This window comes from Mesorhizobium delmotii (assembly GCF_900149755.1).
Lineage (GTDB): Bacteria > Pseudomonadota > Alphaproteobacteria > Rhizobiales > Rhizobiaceae > Mesorhizobium > Mesorhizobium delmotii.
The window spans coordinates 43,605-58,870 of record NZ_FUIG01000036.1 but is presented as its reverse complement, the minus strand read 5'-3'; the positions used below and the strand labels follow the sequence as shown (position 1 = coordinate 58,870).

General features: G+C 59.6%; 13 protein-coding genes and 6 pseudogenes. 9 read left to right on the top strand and 10 right to left on the bottom strand.

Annotation, left to right across the window (positions count from 1 at the left end):
• From BQ8482_RS21625 to phnF, 6 genes are all read right to left on the bottom strand, one after another.
• On the bottom strand, window positions 1-371 hold a 371-nt coding region (locus BQ8482_RS21625), incomplete at its 3' end, for an ATP-binding cassette domain-containing protein (protein WP_244602918.1).
• Window positions 372-379: 8 nt separating this feature from the next.
• Complete coding sequence (locus BQ8482_RS21620; protein ID WP_123149454.1) at window positions 380-1,324, bottom strand: alpha-D-ribose 1-methylphosphonate 5-phosphate C-P-lyase PhnJ; 945 nt, start codon at window positions 1,322-1,324, stop codon at window positions 380-382.
• Complete coding sequence (locus tag BQ8482_RS21615; RefSeq protein WP_123149453.1) at window positions 1,321-2,427, bottom strand: carbon-phosphorus lyase complex subunit; 1,107 nt, start codon at window positions 2,425-2,427, stop codon at window positions 1,321-1,323. The genes BQ8482_RS21620 and BQ8482_RS21615 overlap by 4 nt, the downstream gene beginning before the upstream one ends.
• Window positions 2,428-3,021 (bottom strand): phosphonate C-P lyase system protein PhnH, encoded by a 594-nt coding sequence (gene phnH / locus BQ8482_RS21610; protein WP_244602917.1) that lies wholly within the window; start codon window positions 3,019-3,021, stop codon window positions 2,428-2,430.
• Window positions 3,022-3,029: 8 nt separating this feature from the next.
• Window positions 3,030-3,536, bottom strand: coding sequence for a phosphonate C-P lyase system protein PhnG (gene phnG / locus BQ8482_RS21605; RefSeq protein ID WP_280178860.1), 507 nt, complete (start codon window positions 3,534-3,536; stop codon window positions 3,030-3,032).
• Between the two features lie 153 nt (window positions 3,537-3,689).
• Window positions 3,690-4,391: a phosphonate metabolism transcriptional regulator PhnF gene (phnF, locus tag BQ8482_RS21600; RefSeq protein ID WP_123149451.1), complete on the bottom strand. Its 702-nt coding sequence runs from the start codon at window positions 4,389-4,391 to the stop codon at window positions 3,690-3,692.
• Between the two features lie 254 nt (window positions 4,392-4,645).
• On the opposite strand from phnF, the pseudogene BQ8482_RS21595 reads away from it, so the two are divergent.
• Window positions 4,646-5,030: pseudogene (locus BQ8482_RS21595) on the top strand (DDE-type integrase/transposase/recombinase).
• 144 nt (window positions 5,031-5,174) lie between these two features.
• Here BQ8482_RS21595 and asnB read toward each other — a convergent pair.
• From asnB to BQ8482_RS21585, 3 genes are all read right to left on the bottom strand, one after another.
• The gene (asnB, locus tag BQ8482_RS21590; protein WP_123149450.1) at window positions 5,175-7,001 is read right to left on the bottom strand and encodes an asparagine synthase (glutamine-hydrolyzing); all 1,827 of its coding nucleotides are present in this window, start codon (window positions 6,999-7,001) and stop codon (window positions 5,175-5,177) included.
• 342 nt (window positions 7,002-7,343) lie between these two features.
• Window positions 7,344-7,469 carry a hypothetical protein gene (locus BQ8482_RS40125; RefSeq protein WP_280178859.1) on the bottom strand — a complete coding sequence of 42 codons (126 nt, stop codon included), beginning with the start codon at window positions 7,467-7,469 and terminating at the stop codon, window positions 7,344-7,346.
• 74 nt (window positions 7,470-7,543) lie between these two features.
• Entirely contained in the window at window positions 7,544-7,933 is a 390-nt protein-coding gene (locus BQ8482_RS21585) for a hypothetical protein (RefSeq protein ID WP_123149449.1), read from the bottom strand.
• 650 nt (window positions 7,934-8,583) lie between these two features.
• Between BQ8482_RS21585 and BQ8482_RS21575 the strand changes: the two are divergent.
• The 6 genes and pseudogenes from BQ8482_RS21575 to BQ8482_RS21555 all read left to right on the top strand — a co-directional run.
• Window positions 8,584-8,757, top strand: a pseudogene (locus BQ8482_RS21575) (IS6 family transposase); the annotation flags it as partial.
• A gap of 700 nt (window positions 8,758-9,457) precedes the next feature.
• A complete protein-coding gene (locus tag BQ8482_RS21570; protein WP_208867796.1) occupies window positions 9,458-9,919 on the top strand; it encodes a DDE-type integrase/transposase/recombinase in 462 nt (153 codons plus the stop codon).
• A gap of 187 nt (window positions 9,920-10,106) precedes the next feature.
• Window positions 10,107-10,226: pseudogene (locus tag BQ8482_RS40635) on the top strand (transposase); the annotation flags it as partial.
• Window positions 10,227-10,385: 159 nt separating this feature from the next.
• Window positions 10,386-10,496 (top strand): annotated as a pseudogene (locus BQ8482_RS40630) (IS66 family insertion sequence element accessory protein TnpB); the annotation flags it as partial.
• Window positions 10,493-10,837, top strand: a complete 345-nt coding sequence (tnpB, locus tag BQ8482_RS21560; protein ID WP_165848657.1) for an IS66 family insertion sequence element accessory protein TnpB — start codon at window positions 10,493-10,495, stop codon at window positions 10,835-10,837. The pseudogene BQ8482_RS40630 and the gene tnpB, both read left to right, overlap by 4 nt.
• Before the next feature lie 44 nt (window positions 10,838-10,881).
• Window positions 10,882-11,652: pseudogene (locus BQ8482_RS21555) on the top strand (transposase domain-containing protein); the annotation flags it as partial.
• Window positions 11,653-11,742: 90 nt separating this feature from the next.
• Here BQ8482_RS21555 and BQ8482_RS21550 read toward each other — a convergent pair.
• Window positions 11,743-13,182: an IS1182 family transposase gene (locus tag BQ8482_RS21550; RefSeq protein ID WP_123149447.1), complete on the bottom strand. Its 1,440-nt coding sequence runs from the start codon at window positions 13,180-13,182 to the stop codon at window positions 11,743-11,745.
• Window positions 13,183-13,203: 21 nt separating this feature from the next.
• Here BQ8482_RS21550 and tnpC point away from each other — a divergent pair.
• Both tnpC and BQ8482_RS21540 read left to right on the top strand, forming a co-directional pair.
• Window positions 13,204-14,189: pseudogene (gene tnpC / locus BQ8482_RS21545) on the top strand (IS66 family transposase); the annotation flags it as partial.
• A gap of 180 nt (window positions 14,190-14,369) precedes the next feature.
• Window positions 14,370-15,239, top strand: a complete 870-nt coding sequence (locus BQ8482_RS21540; protein WP_208867795.1) for a hypothetical protein — start codon at window positions 14,370-14,372, stop codon at window positions 15,237-15,239.
• Window positions 15,240-15,266 lie beyond the last annotated feature (27 nt).

The window sequence follows — 15,266 nt, the reverse complement described above, 5'->3', positions numbered from 1 at the left end:
AGCGCCATCTGTCGCTCACCGATATTACCACCGGCGGTAACCTCCATTCTAAGGCCATCCCGCGGGTTCTGCTGGACGAGGCCCCAGTCCGTCCGCATCAGCCTGCGTCGTTCCGGCTCCGACAGGCTGAGAATATCGGTTGGCCCTTTGTCGCGCAGGTCGTAAACCACGGAGCCTGTGTCTGGTGTCAAACGTCCCGAGAGGCTGTTGAGCAAAGTCGACTTGCCTGATCCGGATTCGCCGACGATGGCGAGGATCTCGCCTGGAAAGACATCGAAGGAAATGTTCTGACAGCCGATCGTCTTTCCATAGCCCTTCGTAAGATCGTGTACGGAGAGCAGTGGTTGACGGCGAGCGGACTGGACCTGCATTGCAGCTCTCATCGTTGTTCTGATCCTCTTTTCGAGGTCGAGAGCGACCCAATGGCGGCCGGTCTTTCACCATCCGGCCCAACGTGGCCCTGGTCTCGTCTAGTCGCGCAATAGTCGGTGTCCGAGCAAATGAACATTCGCTGCCCCCTGTCATTCACCACGATCTCGTCGAGATAACTGTCGGTTGCTTCACAAAGCGAGCAAGATTGAGTCCATTTCTGCACCCGAAAAGGATGGTCTTCGAAATCGAGATTGTGCACCTGCGTGTAGGGTGGGACGGCATAGATACGCTTTTCGCGGCCTGCCCCGTAAAGCTGGATAGCCGGACTGTTTGCTATCTTCGGATTGTCGAATTTGGGAATGGGCGAGGGCGACATCAAATATCGGCCATTGGTCATAACCGGATAGCTGTTCGTCATGGCAATGTGGCCAAAGCGCGCGATATCTTCGTAAAGCTGAACACTCATCAGGCCGTATTCCGCATACGCATGCATCTTCCGGGTCTCGGATTCCCTAGGCTCGAGACGACGCAGTGGATCGGGCGACGGCACCTGATAGACTATAATCTGCCCCTCTTTGAGAGGCTTCTCGGGCACGCGATGACGCGTCTGAATGATTGTGGCAGCTTCGGTTTTCTCGGTAGTTGCGATTCCGGCCACGCGTTTGAACAAGCGGCGGATGGACACCGCGTTCGTGGCATCATCCGCGCCCTGGTCGATCACCTTGAGCGTGTCGCTGGGTCCGATGACGCTGGCTGTCACCTGTATACCGCCGGTGCCCCATCCATAAGCCAGCGGCATCTCGCGGCTTCCAAACGGAACCTGAAGGCCGGGCACGGCCATCGCCTTCAAGATGCAGCGACGGATCATCCGCTTGGACTGCTCGTCGAGATAGGCAAAGTTGTAGGCTTGGCGGCGGCCCCGCTTGGACGAATCTTCCTGCGCGCCGGTCATTCCGCAGCCTCCTTGGTTGAACGGCTGTCGATCTGCTCGCGGCGCAACTGTCGTATGAACTGCAGGTCACCCTGGAAATCGACATAGTGCGGCAAGGTCAGATGCGAGACGAACCCGGCCGCCTCGAGATTGTCGGTATGAGAAAGCACGAACTCTTCGTCTTGAACAGGATATTTTGGTTCCTCACCGTATTCGTGGCAACGCAATGAGCGATCAACGATCGCCATCCCCATCGCCTTGCGCTCACTCCTTCCAAAGGCGAGACCATATCCCCGCGTGAAGCGCGCAGGCTCGTCGGCGGACCCAGCAAACAAGTCCAACATCTGGCATTCCGTGACGGTGATGTCTCCGACAGAGACCGAAAAGCCCAGTTCCTCGGGAACAATCTCGAGCGCGACGTCTCCGACCCGAGTTTCCCCGACATAGGGGTGGCCAGCGCTGTAGCCGCGCAGGGCGGAATAGGCCAATCCTACGACGAAACCCTCATCGCCACGCGAAAGATTCTGCAGACGCTGATCACGACTGGCAGGCAGGGTCAAAGGCTCTCGCGTCAGATCGAAGACCGATGTCTGGTCAGGCGCAGGCAATTCGGCTTCAATCAGGCCTTCGTCGGAGATGCTGTCGAAAGCACGCGGAAGATTGGGATCAAGGGGGGCGTCCGCAGTCTTGGCTTTTGACCCCTCGACGTCAGCAGGATCGAGGAGATCGAAATCAAGCAGCCGATGCGTGTATTCATAGGTTGAACCGAGGACCTGCCCTCCGGGAATGTCCTTGAAGGTCGCAGAAATCCGTCGCTCGATGGCCATCTGGTCTGTATCGATCGCGTTCGACACGGCCAAACGCGCCAGCGTCGTTCGAAAAGCCCGAAGAAGGAAGATCGCCTCGACGGCGTCGCCCTGGGCCTGCTTCAATGCGAGGGCAGCAAGCTCTCTGTCGTAGACAGAGCCCTCGCACATCACCCGGTCGACAGCGAGACCGAGTTGCTCCGAGATCTGCGAAACCGTGAGTTCGGGAACTTCGGGATCGCCCCGCCTATCCTCTGCAATCAACCGATGCGAGTTAAGGATTGCCTGCTCGCCTCCCTTTACAGCCACATAAGCCATTCAGATCTCCACCGATATGCTGCGAGGAAGCGCAATGACTGCATTTCCGGAGGTAAAGAGGACATCGACTCCGATCGGGTAATCGGCCTGATTAAGCTGCCAGTCTTCCCAAAACCACGACGGAAGGCCTTCAATGGCCGCCGAAATCTCATGCTGGATCCCCGGCCCGCGCCATTGTGCAAGTAGCCCTCCTGTAAAGGAGGGCACCTGGACGACAATGGTCGTCGAGGCCTGGGGCTCCAACTCAGAGCCGAGGCAGAACTTTTGCAGGCGTGGCATCGCCATCGGATCCGCCACAATGGCAAATGCCGATCGTTCGGGGCCGTCCACGACAGGCGCCCTACAGTGAAACCCAAGATAATTGCGGACGGACGTCAAGTTCGATCGGGGATCGAGCCAGATTGGCGTTTCGAAGTCTGCCAAGGTGAGACAGACCGAGACGGTCGCCGGATCGAGAGGGCCAACTGCCGTGGCCGCGGGGACCAGCGTTTGCGGACGACCGACATAGGCATAGGCATCCAGGATGCGGCGGAATGTATCCTGGCTACCAAAAACAGGACTCGCGAAGCCAGGTTCAATCGTTGAAGTATCCATAACCCTGCTCATTCGGGGCTCGCATCTCGCGCCATTGCGAAAAATTCGACCTTTGTCGAAGCCGCTCTGCGGCTCCGAAGCTCACGGCGGTCCAATTGGGTCGCCTCAAATTGGGCAACAAACCGACGGCTTGCGGTCGCGATATCGTCCGCCCTTTGCAAAAGCGCATCGAAGACGGCCGCCAGTTCTGCATGGCGCTCGTCGCATCCGAGAACGAAAGCAAAGCCCGTCGTACCATCAGTCAACCTGAGAGCGCACTGGGTCATCGTAACCTCGCCGAGGTTGAAGAGGTCGCCGGTACCCCCGGCCCGTCCACGCACCAGCACCAGGCCGGTCTCGGGTCGGCGGAGCCACTCGAATTGCGGGGAAATGGCAAGGTTATTCCATGCTCGCTCGAGTTCGTCGCGCTTGGCCCGGGCAAGGACCGCCATCCATCGCTGCCTGTATTCAACGTCATTCCGCACTTGTGTTCGCCACTTTGATTGTAGATCCAGTTCAGAACCGGGCCGGACCATTGCTGACTAGATGTCTAGGTATCTAAGCGCTGATTGCAACACTTTGATGACAGGAGAAGGGCTCGGCCGATATAAAATTGCTCTGATCAATCAGGGCAGGGAAGCCAGTGGTGGGAACTGCCGAGCTTCTGACGTCTCGTCGCCGAAGTGCCTTCAGTCGTTACTTTCAATCAGATATTCGTATCGGTCGCTTCGTATAGCGCTGAAGGCATATTTGATTGGCAACCCATCCGGAGTCACATCGACATTCGTCTCGAAGAGTACCGGGCTGGAGGAAGATATTCGCAATAGCTGCGCTTCCTGCTGGGTGGGTCTCCGGGCGGTTATCCGCGTCCATTTTCGCTTATATTCAGGGATGCCGCAGCGCTTCAAGGCCGCGGTCGGAGAGTTCAGCCCTTCGAAGGCCGTGGCGAGACCAGGAACTCGCTCGACGGGATAATAGGCCGTGCCGGTTGCCAAAGGCCAATCGTTGATGAACGAAATCGACCGGACCTCCGTGACCAACGCTGGCGGCGCAATCTTCAGATGTTTTATTATTTCAGGTTCGACGGAAGCGTCGGTGATCGAAATTATCTGGCGCTTCACCGACTTGTTTTGGCCAAGGAGTCTAAAAGTGAATCTGGGATCGCTGTCCAGCTTGTGCGAAACGAAATCATCGGCCACGAATGTTCCAACACCATGTTGGACCCGCAGAGCGCCCTCAGATTCCAGTGCCTTGATCGCGTTGCGCACGGTGTGGCGATTGACCCCAAATCGCTCTGCCAAGACAAAATCGCCAGGCAGGCGACCATTCTCGAAGGCTCTCGCCTGGATGTCATTGAGTATACCGGAGCGAACCACTTCCCAACGTTTCATCGAGCACCACTTTCAACTTCGATTCGTTTGAATAGCATTTAGCCGGAACCGGCGAAAAAAATCCTTATCGGAACGGCAGTCGATGCAAATTGTGTGAACCGGAATTGTAAGCTAAGGAGAAGTACAAGAGGATCTGTTGCAACCTTTTCCTTACCAGCGCTGTGGCAAGGAGCCTTCGATCGTTTCGGAGGGTTGCAATGTTCAAAGGCCGTCAGATCGACCAATCCGTGGTCCTGCTTTGCGTGCGCTGGTAGCTGGCCTACAATCTCAGCCTGCGTGATCTTGAGGAGATGATAGCCGAGCGGGGGATCGCCGTCGACCACACGACCATTCACCGCTGGACCGTTCGTTTCGCACCGCTACTGCTGGAACATTTCAACCGGCGCAAGCGTAGCGTGACCGGGAAGTGGCATGTCGACGAGGCGTACGTCAAGGTCCGCGGGGATCCGCAAGAGTAAATACCCGAATAACAGGATCGAACAGGATCATTGGCGTATCATGCGCCGCATCTGGCTAATGCTCGGCTTCAAATCACCAGCATCAGCCCCGATCATCCTAAACGGCATCGAAATGGTCCACATGATGCGCAAGCAACAGGCGAGGTTCGCCTTCAATCCGAATCCATCCCTGGCCTGGTAGTTCCAAATCCTTGCGCGTGATTGGCCTGGGTCAGACCTCTCTGCGCTCCCTCTCAACCGTTGCTACAAAACCAGTTCGCGACAAAACCCAACGCCACATGCGGCATCAGGGTCTCCTTTGCTCCCTAATGCGTATTCCGCCGTCTCAGACTGTGAGGCTTACATTATAGTCGGTCAGGAAATCGTCAAGAGTAAGGATATGCTCCACCCAACTGGTGCTGTCGGTTGCGTTGAGCAACGTGCGGGAGCCATCGACGGAGAGCAGTGGTGCCACTGCCGCATTACGGTCATTCAGGAGCGCGGTGAACCGGTCGCGCAGCATTCTGTCGTAGATCGGATCCTGGATAGCCGGATACCCACTCTTGACGCGCTGGACCACCGACTGCGGTAGCAGGTCCGCGGTCGCGGCCCGTAGGAGGCTCTTCTCACGCTTGTCGAAAGTCTTGTGCGACCATGGGCAGCCGAACACGTACTCAACGAGGCGGTGGTCGCAGTAGGGGACCCGCACCTCCACACCCAACGCCATGCTCATCCGGTCCTTGCGATCGAGCAGCCTCGGCAGGTAACGCGTGAGGAAGAGATAGCAGACCTCACGCATGCGACGCTCGTGCGGATCGGCCGAGGCCGGCCCGGTCAGGGTGGGCACTTCCGCAAGTGCCCTACGGTACTGCTCGTCGATGTAGCCGGGAAGGTCCAGTTTCTCGAGCAGGTCGGGATCTAGGTACTGCCAGCCGGTATCGACCTCCAACCAGGGAAACGTGTCGGCCTGAACGTGCGCGGGATCGTGGAAGTACGAGTAGCCGCCGAAAACCTCGTCGGCCGACTCTCCGGACAGGACCAACGTCACGTGTTGCCGGATCGCCCGGAATAGCAGATAGAGCGAGCTGTCTTTGTCGCACAAAGTGAACGGCAGGTCGCGGGCGTGGAGGGTGCTGGCCCGCACGTCAGGCTCCATGAGCTCGTGCGCGGACAAAGTGATGTTCATGTGGTCCGTAGTGACGAACTTCGCAACCTCCTGCACGTACGGACCGTCCGGTGTGGCGTACCCCGGGCCGGGGGTAAAGTTGTCGGTATAGCCGACGAAGTCGAGGGCGAAGGACCGTATCCGTTCGTCGCTGAAGTGCACGGCCAGTGCGGTCAAAGCCGAGGAGTCAAGCCCACCCGACAACAGCGTGCCTAGTGGCACGTCGGCGATGAGCTGCCGCTGGATCGTGTCCTCAAGCAGCTCCCGGACGCACCGAACGGTGGTAGGCACGTCGTCGGTGTGCCCGCTGTCGGTGAGCTGCCAGTAGCTCATCTCCTTGATGCCTTCGCGGGTCACGCGGACGATGTGGCCGGGCCGTACCTCACGCATGCCACGGAACACGGAGTTGTTCGGGTCGGCGACGGAACAGAGGGCGCGACGAAGCCCGTCGGCGTCCAAGGCCCGCTCCGCGAGACTATTGGCGAGGATCGCCTTTGGCTCGGAGCCGAACAACACTCCATACTGGGTGGGATAGTAGTAAAGCGGCTTTATGCCGAGCCGGTCGCGTATGAGAAGCAGTTCGCGCTTGGCGGTGTCCCACAGTGCGTAGGCGAACATCCCGTTTAGTTCGCTCACTGCAGTGCAGGGGTTCCGTCGGCCCCACTCGCGGTGGGCGTGCAGCACCACCTCGGTGTCACTGCTCGTCTCGAACCGATGACCCAGGGCGACGAGCCGTTGACGCAGCTCACGGTAGTTATAAGTCTCGCCGCCGTAGACGAGCACCAAGGCGGTTTGGCCGTCCTCGTCGAGCGTCATCGGCTGGCGACCGCCCTGGATATCGATGATCGCCAGGCGGCGGTGTCCCAGTGCCGCAGGCCCGTCGATCCAAGTCCCCTCGTCGTCCGGACCACGATAGGCCATGGTGGCCGTCATATCGGCAAGCTCTCTTCGCGCGTCGGGACTTCCTAGGTCATGATCGAAATCAATCCATCCACAGATGCCGCACATATTTTGACTCCTTGCTTGGGTAACTTCAGGCATCCGAGACACCGCACGCCGCGAACACGCGACATCCTTTATGGCTGCCTCATAGGCTCAACTCGAGTAAGCTCGACCGATTGTGACGGGTTTCCAACACGCTGCCCCCTAGCACACACTCCAAGCAATGCGCACCGACCCTTCCTAGTAGCCAAGCCAGAGATCGTGGCCCCCTGCTTTCAGTTGGAGGCGGGAGCAAGCCCGGCACCTTCTCTGCGGCCACGCCGAGACCCAGGATCTTCGCGTCGTCCCCTGGCAGGCCTTGCAGAGAGAGGCATACGGGCAGACCGGCGCTCATGCGGGCCGGTAGGCTCAAGCCCAGCGCGCCCAACCGTGACCAAGCTTCATGTTGAAGACGGTCGCGGAGTATTCGTGCTGCGACTTGCCGTTGAGCATGATCTTTTGGCCGGGCGTGTCGTCGTTAACGTTGATCATCATCCAGGCATGACCGTTCTTATCTGCGCGAAGATCGAGTTCGACACCATGGAACCGTAGCGTTGTCGGTTTCGTTCTTAGGCGTCGCCGAGAGCGGGACTGTCTATACCGAAGTTGGATTTCCAATCGGCCTTGTTACCGGCCGCCAACCACTCGGTGATGGTTTTGTTGACGGTGCCGTCCACTGGATCGTTCGGATCACTGGAGCCAAACTTTTTGGTCGTCTCCCGACAGGCGGGAATTTGCAGAGCAGCGGGCTCGCCGCCCGGCTGCACCCTGCCGATTTGGGTTTGCTCGCCAGGCTTCACCTTGTCACGTGCGATAGCATCGGTGGCACCTAGCCAGCCAGCAGGCGTTGAGGCGAGAAACATGGTCATAATGAACCGTAGCCGGGCCGGCTGCTTGCACCGGTGGCGCGCAGTGAAGGCGAAAACGTCGCGAAAGGCGCCGCCACGCAGATCTGCCATTGTGTTACCTTTCTACATTTCATTCATTGCGGTTCGTGCTACAGGAAAGCCGTTCGGAAGCTGTCGCCGCTTCGTACCCAGGCACCGCAAAACCCGTGCCACTTCGGCCGCTTAGGATAATTTGCAGTTTCTTTCCAAGCGATTGGCCGAAGAGATTTAAGAGATGGCCAAGCAAGTCCGTGTCGCGGACCCGACAAAGGGGGAGGTGTGCAACATCTTCTAGCCTCCCTGCAGACTAGCCGGCTGATACCTTAAGCCGGTGCCGGTTCAGCCGATGAAGCACCAAGTGCCTCTGTCCTCACCGGCTACCACGAGGAACACCTGATCACCTACGTCCGACTGCTGGGCGCTGTGGCTGAAGATGCGGATTCGCGCGAGGTGGCCAGGATCGTCCCGCATATCGATCCAGCGAAGAAGCCGGAGAGCGCTTACCGCGCGTGGAAGCCCCATCTGGTTTTGTTGCAACGGCTGAATGGGAACGCAGAGAGCGTCTGACACGAGCCCAATCACGCGGCAAGGATTTGGAACGGATCTGTTGCAACCTTTTCCTTACCGGCGCTGTGGCAAGGAGCCCTCGATCATTTCGGAGGATTAGATGTTTGAGGCCCTTCAGTTCGACCAGCCAGTGATCCTGCTTTGCGTGCGCTGGGGCGCTTGCACGTCGTGGCCGGCCCGACCGCGTCGTCATCGATGGTAGCCAAACCAACCAGGAGGCTATCGTTTCCTGTGACATCACAAATCGCTTGCAGGATCGTTGCCGACGTTGGCAGATCCGGATCCGCAAGAGTAACCGGATCGAACAGGACCATCGGCGCATCAAGCGCCACAGTTGCAAGCTCTGCCCCAGAGATCGGGTAAACACGATTATCCTCGCCCGATACCTCTGGAGGCATCCAGCGCTCACGCCGTGGATGATATTCCAAAGAAAGTCTGCGACGCAGCAATTGTCGCATTGCCTCACGGAGATTGTTACCGAGCTGCTTCGTTGCCTCACCTAAAATGTTACCCGTGAAGTCGCATTCCGGCATGATGCCCTCGCCATGCCATGCGCATGGAACTCGCCAACGCAGTCCGGGATCGCTACGCGGCCGCAGCGAACAAGGACAAACGCCGGATCTTGGAGGAATTCATCGCGGCGACGGGGTATCACGAAAAATCCGCAATCCGAGTCCTGAACAGCTCGTCGGAACCGAAGCGTCGGCAGACTCGTCAACGGCCTTCGATCTATGATGAAGCCGCTCGAGGGGTCTTGATCGTCCTGTGGGAAGCGTCTGATCGAGTTTGCGGCAAGCGCCTAAAGGCATTGCTGCCCATTATCCTGCCTGCTTTGGAACGGAATGGACATTTGAAGCTCGAGGAGGAGATACGCCGCAAAATCCTATCGATGAGCGCCGCCACGATCGACCGCTTGCTCCAGATACCGAGGCGCACGGGCCGTACGAAAAAGCCGAGAGTTGTGCCAGGGCCGCGGCGGCGCATCAAAATGCGCACCTTTGCTGACTGGAATGAGCCGCCTCCGGCAGCATGGAAATGGACCTGGTGGCTCATTGCGGGGAGGTCAACCGCGGCAGCTACGTTCATAGCCTGGTTCTGACCGATATCGCCAGCGGATGGACGGAGGCTGCGCCCATCGTCGTTCGAGAAGGCACCCTCGTGGTTGAAACGCTCGAGCGTATCCGCGCGGGCTTACCCTTCGCTCTGAGGGCCCTGGACGTGGACAACGGTAGCGAGTTCGTCAACAACAAGCTGATCGAATATTGCCTTGGTCACGGCATCGAACTCACCCGCTCGCGGCCTTACCGTAAGAACGACCAAGCGTGGATAGAGCAGAAAAATGGGGCGGTTGTTCGGAAGCTCTTGGGCTATCGGCGCTTCGAAGGCTTGGCGGCGGCTAGGGCGATCACGCGTCTCTATGGAGCATCCAGGCTGTTCGTGAATTTTTTCCAGCCCTCGTTCAAGCGTGTCCGTACGATTAGGGCCGCCTAGTGATGGCTACTTCGCGTCGCTAATGTCCGCTTAAATTTAAATGGACAGTAGCGTCATGAAATATCTGGCCATGGAGACGCCGTCGACGGCGGAAGTTGACGAGACCGCAGCTCTGCCGTTGCCGGCGGGTGGGGACCGGAAGCGCGGTCGAAAGCGAGTTCGCCGTTCCTGTACGGTCGATTAGAAACTGGCGATCGTACGCGAGGTGGAGGAGACCGGTGATCCGGTAGCGGCTGTGGCTCGGCGTCACGACATGAACGCGAATTACTTGTTCATCCTGATGAAGCAGGCCCGTGAAGGGAGGCTGGGTGGCCGACCCAACCCCTTGTCGACCGAGACCTCTCCGGCCGCCTTTATCGACTTGGGTGTGATCCGTCCTGGCGGGCAGGATGTCGAGCCGGAAGGGTTTGCTGCTGCGCACCGTCACGGCGAAGTACCGGCTACGACCGGCCAGGCGGTACCTGCTGGCGGCCGAATGGAAATTGTCGGAGCCAACGGCCGGCGCGTGATCGTTGACCGGACCGTTGATGTCGCTGTTCTGATGCGGCTCCTGCGGGGTCTGGAGACACTGCGGTGATCCCGACTGAGGGTGTGCGCGTGTGGCTTGCCACGGGCTACACCGATATGAGGTGTGGCTTCCCATCGCTTGCGCTACGGGTGCAGGAGGTGCTCAAACATAATCCGCTGAGCGGCAATTTGTTCTGCTTTCGAGGGAAAAGCGGAAATTTGCTGAAATGTATTTGGCATGATGGCCAAGGAGCCTGCCTGTTCACGAAAAGACTCGAACGAGGCCGATTCATATGGCCTTCAGTTGAAGGCGGAGCCGTAACAATATCTCCGGCACAGTTAAGTTACCTTTTGTCCGGAATAGATTGGCGCAACCCTCAGGAAACATGGCGACCAGCTCGTGTTGGGTAGTATTTTTTAGTTGATATCACGCGGAAATCTGATTCAATAGCTTCGTGACCTCGAAGCCTGTTGATCTCCCTGCGGACCTTGCCGGTGCCTACATGGCGCTGCTGGCTGCGCATGAGGCGCTGCAGGCTGAGCGCGATGTCGCCGTCGCGGATGCTGCCAACTGGCAAGCCAAAGCGGCCACCGCCCAAGCAGAGGCCGCGAGCGCGCAGGCCAAGCTGTCGGATACCGATGCGCGTATTGCTGAGCTTGAGCTGCGCATCGAGAAGCTGAAACGCGAACTTTACGGACAGCGCTCCGAGCGAACCCGGCGACTGATCGAGCAACTGGAACTGGAGCTCGAGGAACTCGTCACCTCGGCGAGCGAGGACGAGCTTGCCTCGGCCGCCGCGGCGGCGAAGACCCAGAAGGTGCGCGCCTTCGAGCGCAAGCGGCCGGTGCGCAAGCCCTGGCCCGATGACATCGAGCGCGAGCGCGTCGTCATCGCTGCTTCGTCGACCTGCGGTCGCTGCGGCGGATCGCGGCTGGTCAAGCTCGGCGAGGACGTGACCGAGACGCTGGAGGAGATTCCGCGTCGGTTCAAACTGATCGAGACCGTGCGCGAGAAATTTACGTGCCGAGATTGCGAGGCGATCACCCAGCCGCCGGCGCCGTTCCATGCCACGCCGCGCGGCTTCATCGGTCCGCAACTGCTGGCGACGATCCTCTTCGACAAGTTTGGAATGCACATCCCGCTCAACAGGCAGAGCACCCGGTTTAAGTGCGAAGGCATCGACATGCCGATTACGACGCTGGCCGATCAGGTCGGCCATGGGACGAGGTCGTGTGAAAACGCGATTGCAGATTGCGTATGACGGCCGCTGTTTCGAGCGTGGCAGCGATGAGGCCGCTGGCGGTCGGGGGCGTGATCAGGCGGCGATTGCCGTCATCAGCGGCTTGACGCCGAAGATGTTGATCATGCGCTTCATGTTATAGGCGAGCACCTGCAAGCTCATCTCGGTTTTGACGTTTTCGAGGGTCTTGGTCAGGAAATGGGTACTGCCCATCCACGCCTTGAGCGTTCCGAACGGGTGCTCGACGGTCTGCCGGCGGATGGTCATGGCGTCCGGCATGCGATCGAGCCTGTCCTGCATCTTGTCGAGGACGCCTTCGTGTTCCCAGCGCTTCAGGCGCTTGTGCTTGTCGGGCGTGCATCTGGGTTTGAGCGCGCAGGACGAACAGGCTGTGAGATTGCGATAGTGGTCGATATTGTCCCGGCGGTCCGAACGCACCTTTCCTCTGGTCAGGTGCTTGCCGGCCGGACAGGTGTAGCGGTCATTCCCGGCGTCGTAGATGAAATCGGCCACGGTGAAGAGGCCGCGCTTGGCGTTGCCGGATGTCTGCGTCTTGGGAATGCAGGGCAAAACTCCGCTGCCCTCGCAGGCCAGCACCTCGTCGCCGTTGTAATAGCCGCGGTCGGCCAGCACCGTGATCTCTTCGCACCCGGTAGCATCCCGCGCCCGTTGCCCCATCGAGGTCAGTTGTGCCCGGTCGCTGCCAATATTGGTGACTTTGTGCGCGACGATCAGATGGTGCTCGGCATCGACGGCCATCTGGACATTGTAGCCGACGATGCCGGTGCCCTTGCCGCTGGTCGCCATCGACCGGGCGTCGGGATCGGTCAGGGAGACCTGTTTGTCAGGCGCGGCCTCGACCTGCTTGCCCATCTCCTTGAGGCACTGCATCTGCCGCCGCAGGCCTTCGATCTTCTCCTTGAGGCGCACCGTCTTGGCCTCGGCGACATCATCGTCCTGCCGGTCCGCACGGTCGAGTGCCGCCAGATAGCGCGCGATGCTGGCCTCGACCTGTTCGATGCGCTTGGCGACCTTGGCCACCGTGAAGTTCTTGTCGCGGGTGTTGACGGCTTTGAACTTGCTCCCGTCGATGGCCACGACGGCCCGGGTGAACAGATTGAGCTGGCGACACAGCACGACGAACTGGGCGCAGGCCGCGCGGATCGCCCGTCCATTGTCGCGGCGGAGGTCGGCGATCGTCTTGAAGTCCGGCATCAACCGTCCGGTCAGCCACATCAGCTCGATGTTGCGCTGGGTCTCCCGCTCGAGCCGGCGGCTCGACTGGATGCGGTTGAGATAGCCGTAGAGATAGATCTTCAGCAGCGTCGCGGGATGATAGGCAGGCCGCCCGGTCGCTTCCGGCACGACCCCGGCAAAGCCCATGGCGCCGAGGTCGAGTTCGTCGATGAAGACTTCGATGACCCGGACCGGATTGTCCTGCGTCACGTAATCGTCCAGGCACTCGGGAAGCAGTGTCGCTTGCCGGCGATCCTCGCCCTCGACAAACCGCTTCATCCCGACTCCCCTCGCTGATCGGGAATCACTTTATCAAATCAACGTCTTTCCACACAGGCTCGGACCTTCGCTCTCATGCCGATCTTCAAGCTGATCGAAAGGCACGTGCTCTCGGCCGAGCGCCTGCATGGCGATGACACCACCATCCGCATCCTGGCGAAGGGTAAGTGCACGACCGGACGAATCTGGATTTACGTGCGCGATGACCAACCCTTCGCGGGCACCGCGCCGCCTGCGGCCGTCTATTACGCCTCGAGTGACCGGCGTGGCGAGCATCCGCAGAAACATCTGGCCAACTGGGACGCAGGCATCCTGCAGGTAGATTGTTACAGTGGACTCAATGCGCTCTTCGACGAGCGACGGAAGGACCAGCCGCTCACGCCAGCCTTTTGCTTTGCGCATGCCCGCAGGGGCTTCTTCGAGCTGGCCGACATCGAGAAAAACGCCCGCGAGGGCAAGAGGAATGGTAAGCCCATCTCCCCGATCGCGCTGGAGGCGGTCAAGCGCCTTGACGCGCTGTTCGAGATCGAGCGCGAGATCAACGGCAAGACCGCCGCCGAGCGGCGCGCCGTACGCCAGCAGATGAGCAAACCACTCTTCGACGACATGCACGCATGGCTGCTGCGCGAGCGCGAAACCCTCTCGCGTTCCTCCGACGTCCTGAAGCCGATGAACTATATGCTGTCTCGCTGGACCGACTTCGCCCGCTTCCTCGACGACGGCAGGATCTGCTTGTCCAACAATGCCGCCGAGCGCGGATGAGGGGCATCGCTTTGGGAAGGCGGAATTGGACATTCGCCGGTAGCCTGCGTGGCGCCGACCGAACCGCCGTCATGTCGACGATGATCATGACCTGTCGCCTCAACGACGTGGATCCGAAGGCCTGGCTCGCCGACGTCCTTGCCCGTATCGCTAATCTGCCCACCTCGCGTCTGCACGAACTGCTGCCCTGGGAATGGAAGCGCCCGCGTGAACCTGAAAAGCCCGCTGATCAGCAGGCCGCCTGAAGCTCACGCGCGACAATCATAGAGCTGCCGGTTCTCGCGCGCACGAACATACTCCGCGGCCGTCGTCGTATGCGTACGTTCAAGCTGGCTGCCAAGCATCGCGACGGCGCGAAGGTGGCTAAGCGCTATCATCCGCTCCAGACGCCCTGCGAGCGTCTTCTACAAGCGGAGGGTGTCCCGATGGCCACCAAGAGCAAGTTGCGCGAGATCGCCGCCGACCTCGATCCGCTAAAGCTTCTGGAGGAGATGCGTGCTGTACAGGCTTATCTGGCAGCATTAGCTGACGGCGAAATACCGCCCCCGACGACATCCGAGCCCTCTAACCTGGCGGCGTTCGTGGCAAGCCTATCAAGCGCCTGGCACGCCGGCGAAATCCGTCCGACATTCTCCACCGAAGCAAAACCGCTTTATCTGCGAAGCCTCCAAAAGGTCTCAACACAAGCTCCTACTGCGCGTCCGTCCGCCGCGCCCAAGCTGGCGATCCCACCCACGACCGCAGCACTGCCAGCGAAGACATCGGAGAAGCCAAAGCCGGTCTACGCCGAACCTGGCCAAGGTCGGATCCAGGCGCTCCGCATGGCTTGGCCGATCGCGTGTCGCCGATTGGAGGAATTCCCCAACATCAACGCCATGCAGCTCTTCGAAGAGTTGTGCATCCAGTTTCCAGGTCGATTTACCCGCAAGCAATACAAAACGTTCGCCCGACGGGTCGGTGTCTGGCGCCAGGCAGCTCGCGCGCGCGGCGTTGTCATCGGGCCTAAAACGTATCGCCTGCTCAGCGACAAACCGCGTGGCCGACGTCCCAATATCTTCAAGGACGATTGGGAGGAGATGGCACAGTGCCTTGAGGAACGCCCGGATCAGACCGCACTTGAACTGCTCGTCGAGTTCCAGGCCCGTTACCCGGGACGATACAGCTTGCGACAGCTTTACACGCTGCAGAAGCGAGTAAGGGTATGGCGACAACTAGCAGTGCAGCGGCTCATCGGCGAGGCCAGTAGCCTAGCGCCATATGCTGCTCTGAATCCCGCATGCCGGGCGAGCGGGTAACATTCTCGATGAGGCAAACGGTAACAA

Coding starts and splice junctions, on each gene's coding strand:
- phnF (WP_123149451.1), bottom strand. CDS start 4,391: ATGAAACGTTGGGAAGTGGTTCGCTCCGGTATACTCAATGACATCCAG.
- BQ8482_RS21550 (WP_123149447.1), bottom strand. CDS start 13,182: ATGAAGCGGTTTGTCGAGGGCGAGGATCGCCGGCAAGCGACACTGCTT.
- BQ8482_RS21620 (WP_123149454.1), bottom strand. CDS start 1,324: ATGACCGGCGCGCAGGAAGATTCGTCCAAGCGGGGCCGCCGCCAAGCC.
- asnB (WP_123149450.1), bottom strand. CDS start 7,001: ATGTGCGGCATCTGTGGATGGATTGATTTCGATCATGACCTAGGAAGT.
- BQ8482_RS21585 (WP_123149449.1), bottom strand. CDS start 7,933: ATGGCAGATCTGCGTGGCGGCGCCTTTCGCGACGTTTTCGCCTTCACT.
- phnG (WP_280178860.1), bottom strand. CDS start 3,536: ATGGTCCGGCCCGGTTCTGAACTGGATCTACAATCAAAGTGGCGAACA.
- phnH (WP_244602917.1), bottom strand. CDS start 3,021: ATGGATACTTCAACGATTGAACCTGGCTTCGCGAGTCCTGTTTTTGGT.
- BQ8482_RS21540 (WP_208867795.1), top strand. CDS start 14,370: ATGGCCACCAAGAGCAAGTTGCGCGAGATCGCCGCCGACCTCGATCCG.
- BQ8482_RS21615 (WP_123149453.1), bottom strand. CDS start 2,427: ATGGCTTATGTGGCTGTAAAGGGAGGCGAGCAGGCAATCCTTAACTCG.
- BQ8482_RS21570 (WP_208867796.1), top strand. CDS start 9,458: ATGGAAATGGACCTGGTGGCTCATTGCGGGGAGGTCAACCGCGGCAGC.
- BQ8482_RS40125 (WP_280178859.1), bottom strand. CDS start 7,469: ATGATGATCAACGTTAACGACGACACGCCCGGCCAAAAGATCATGCTC.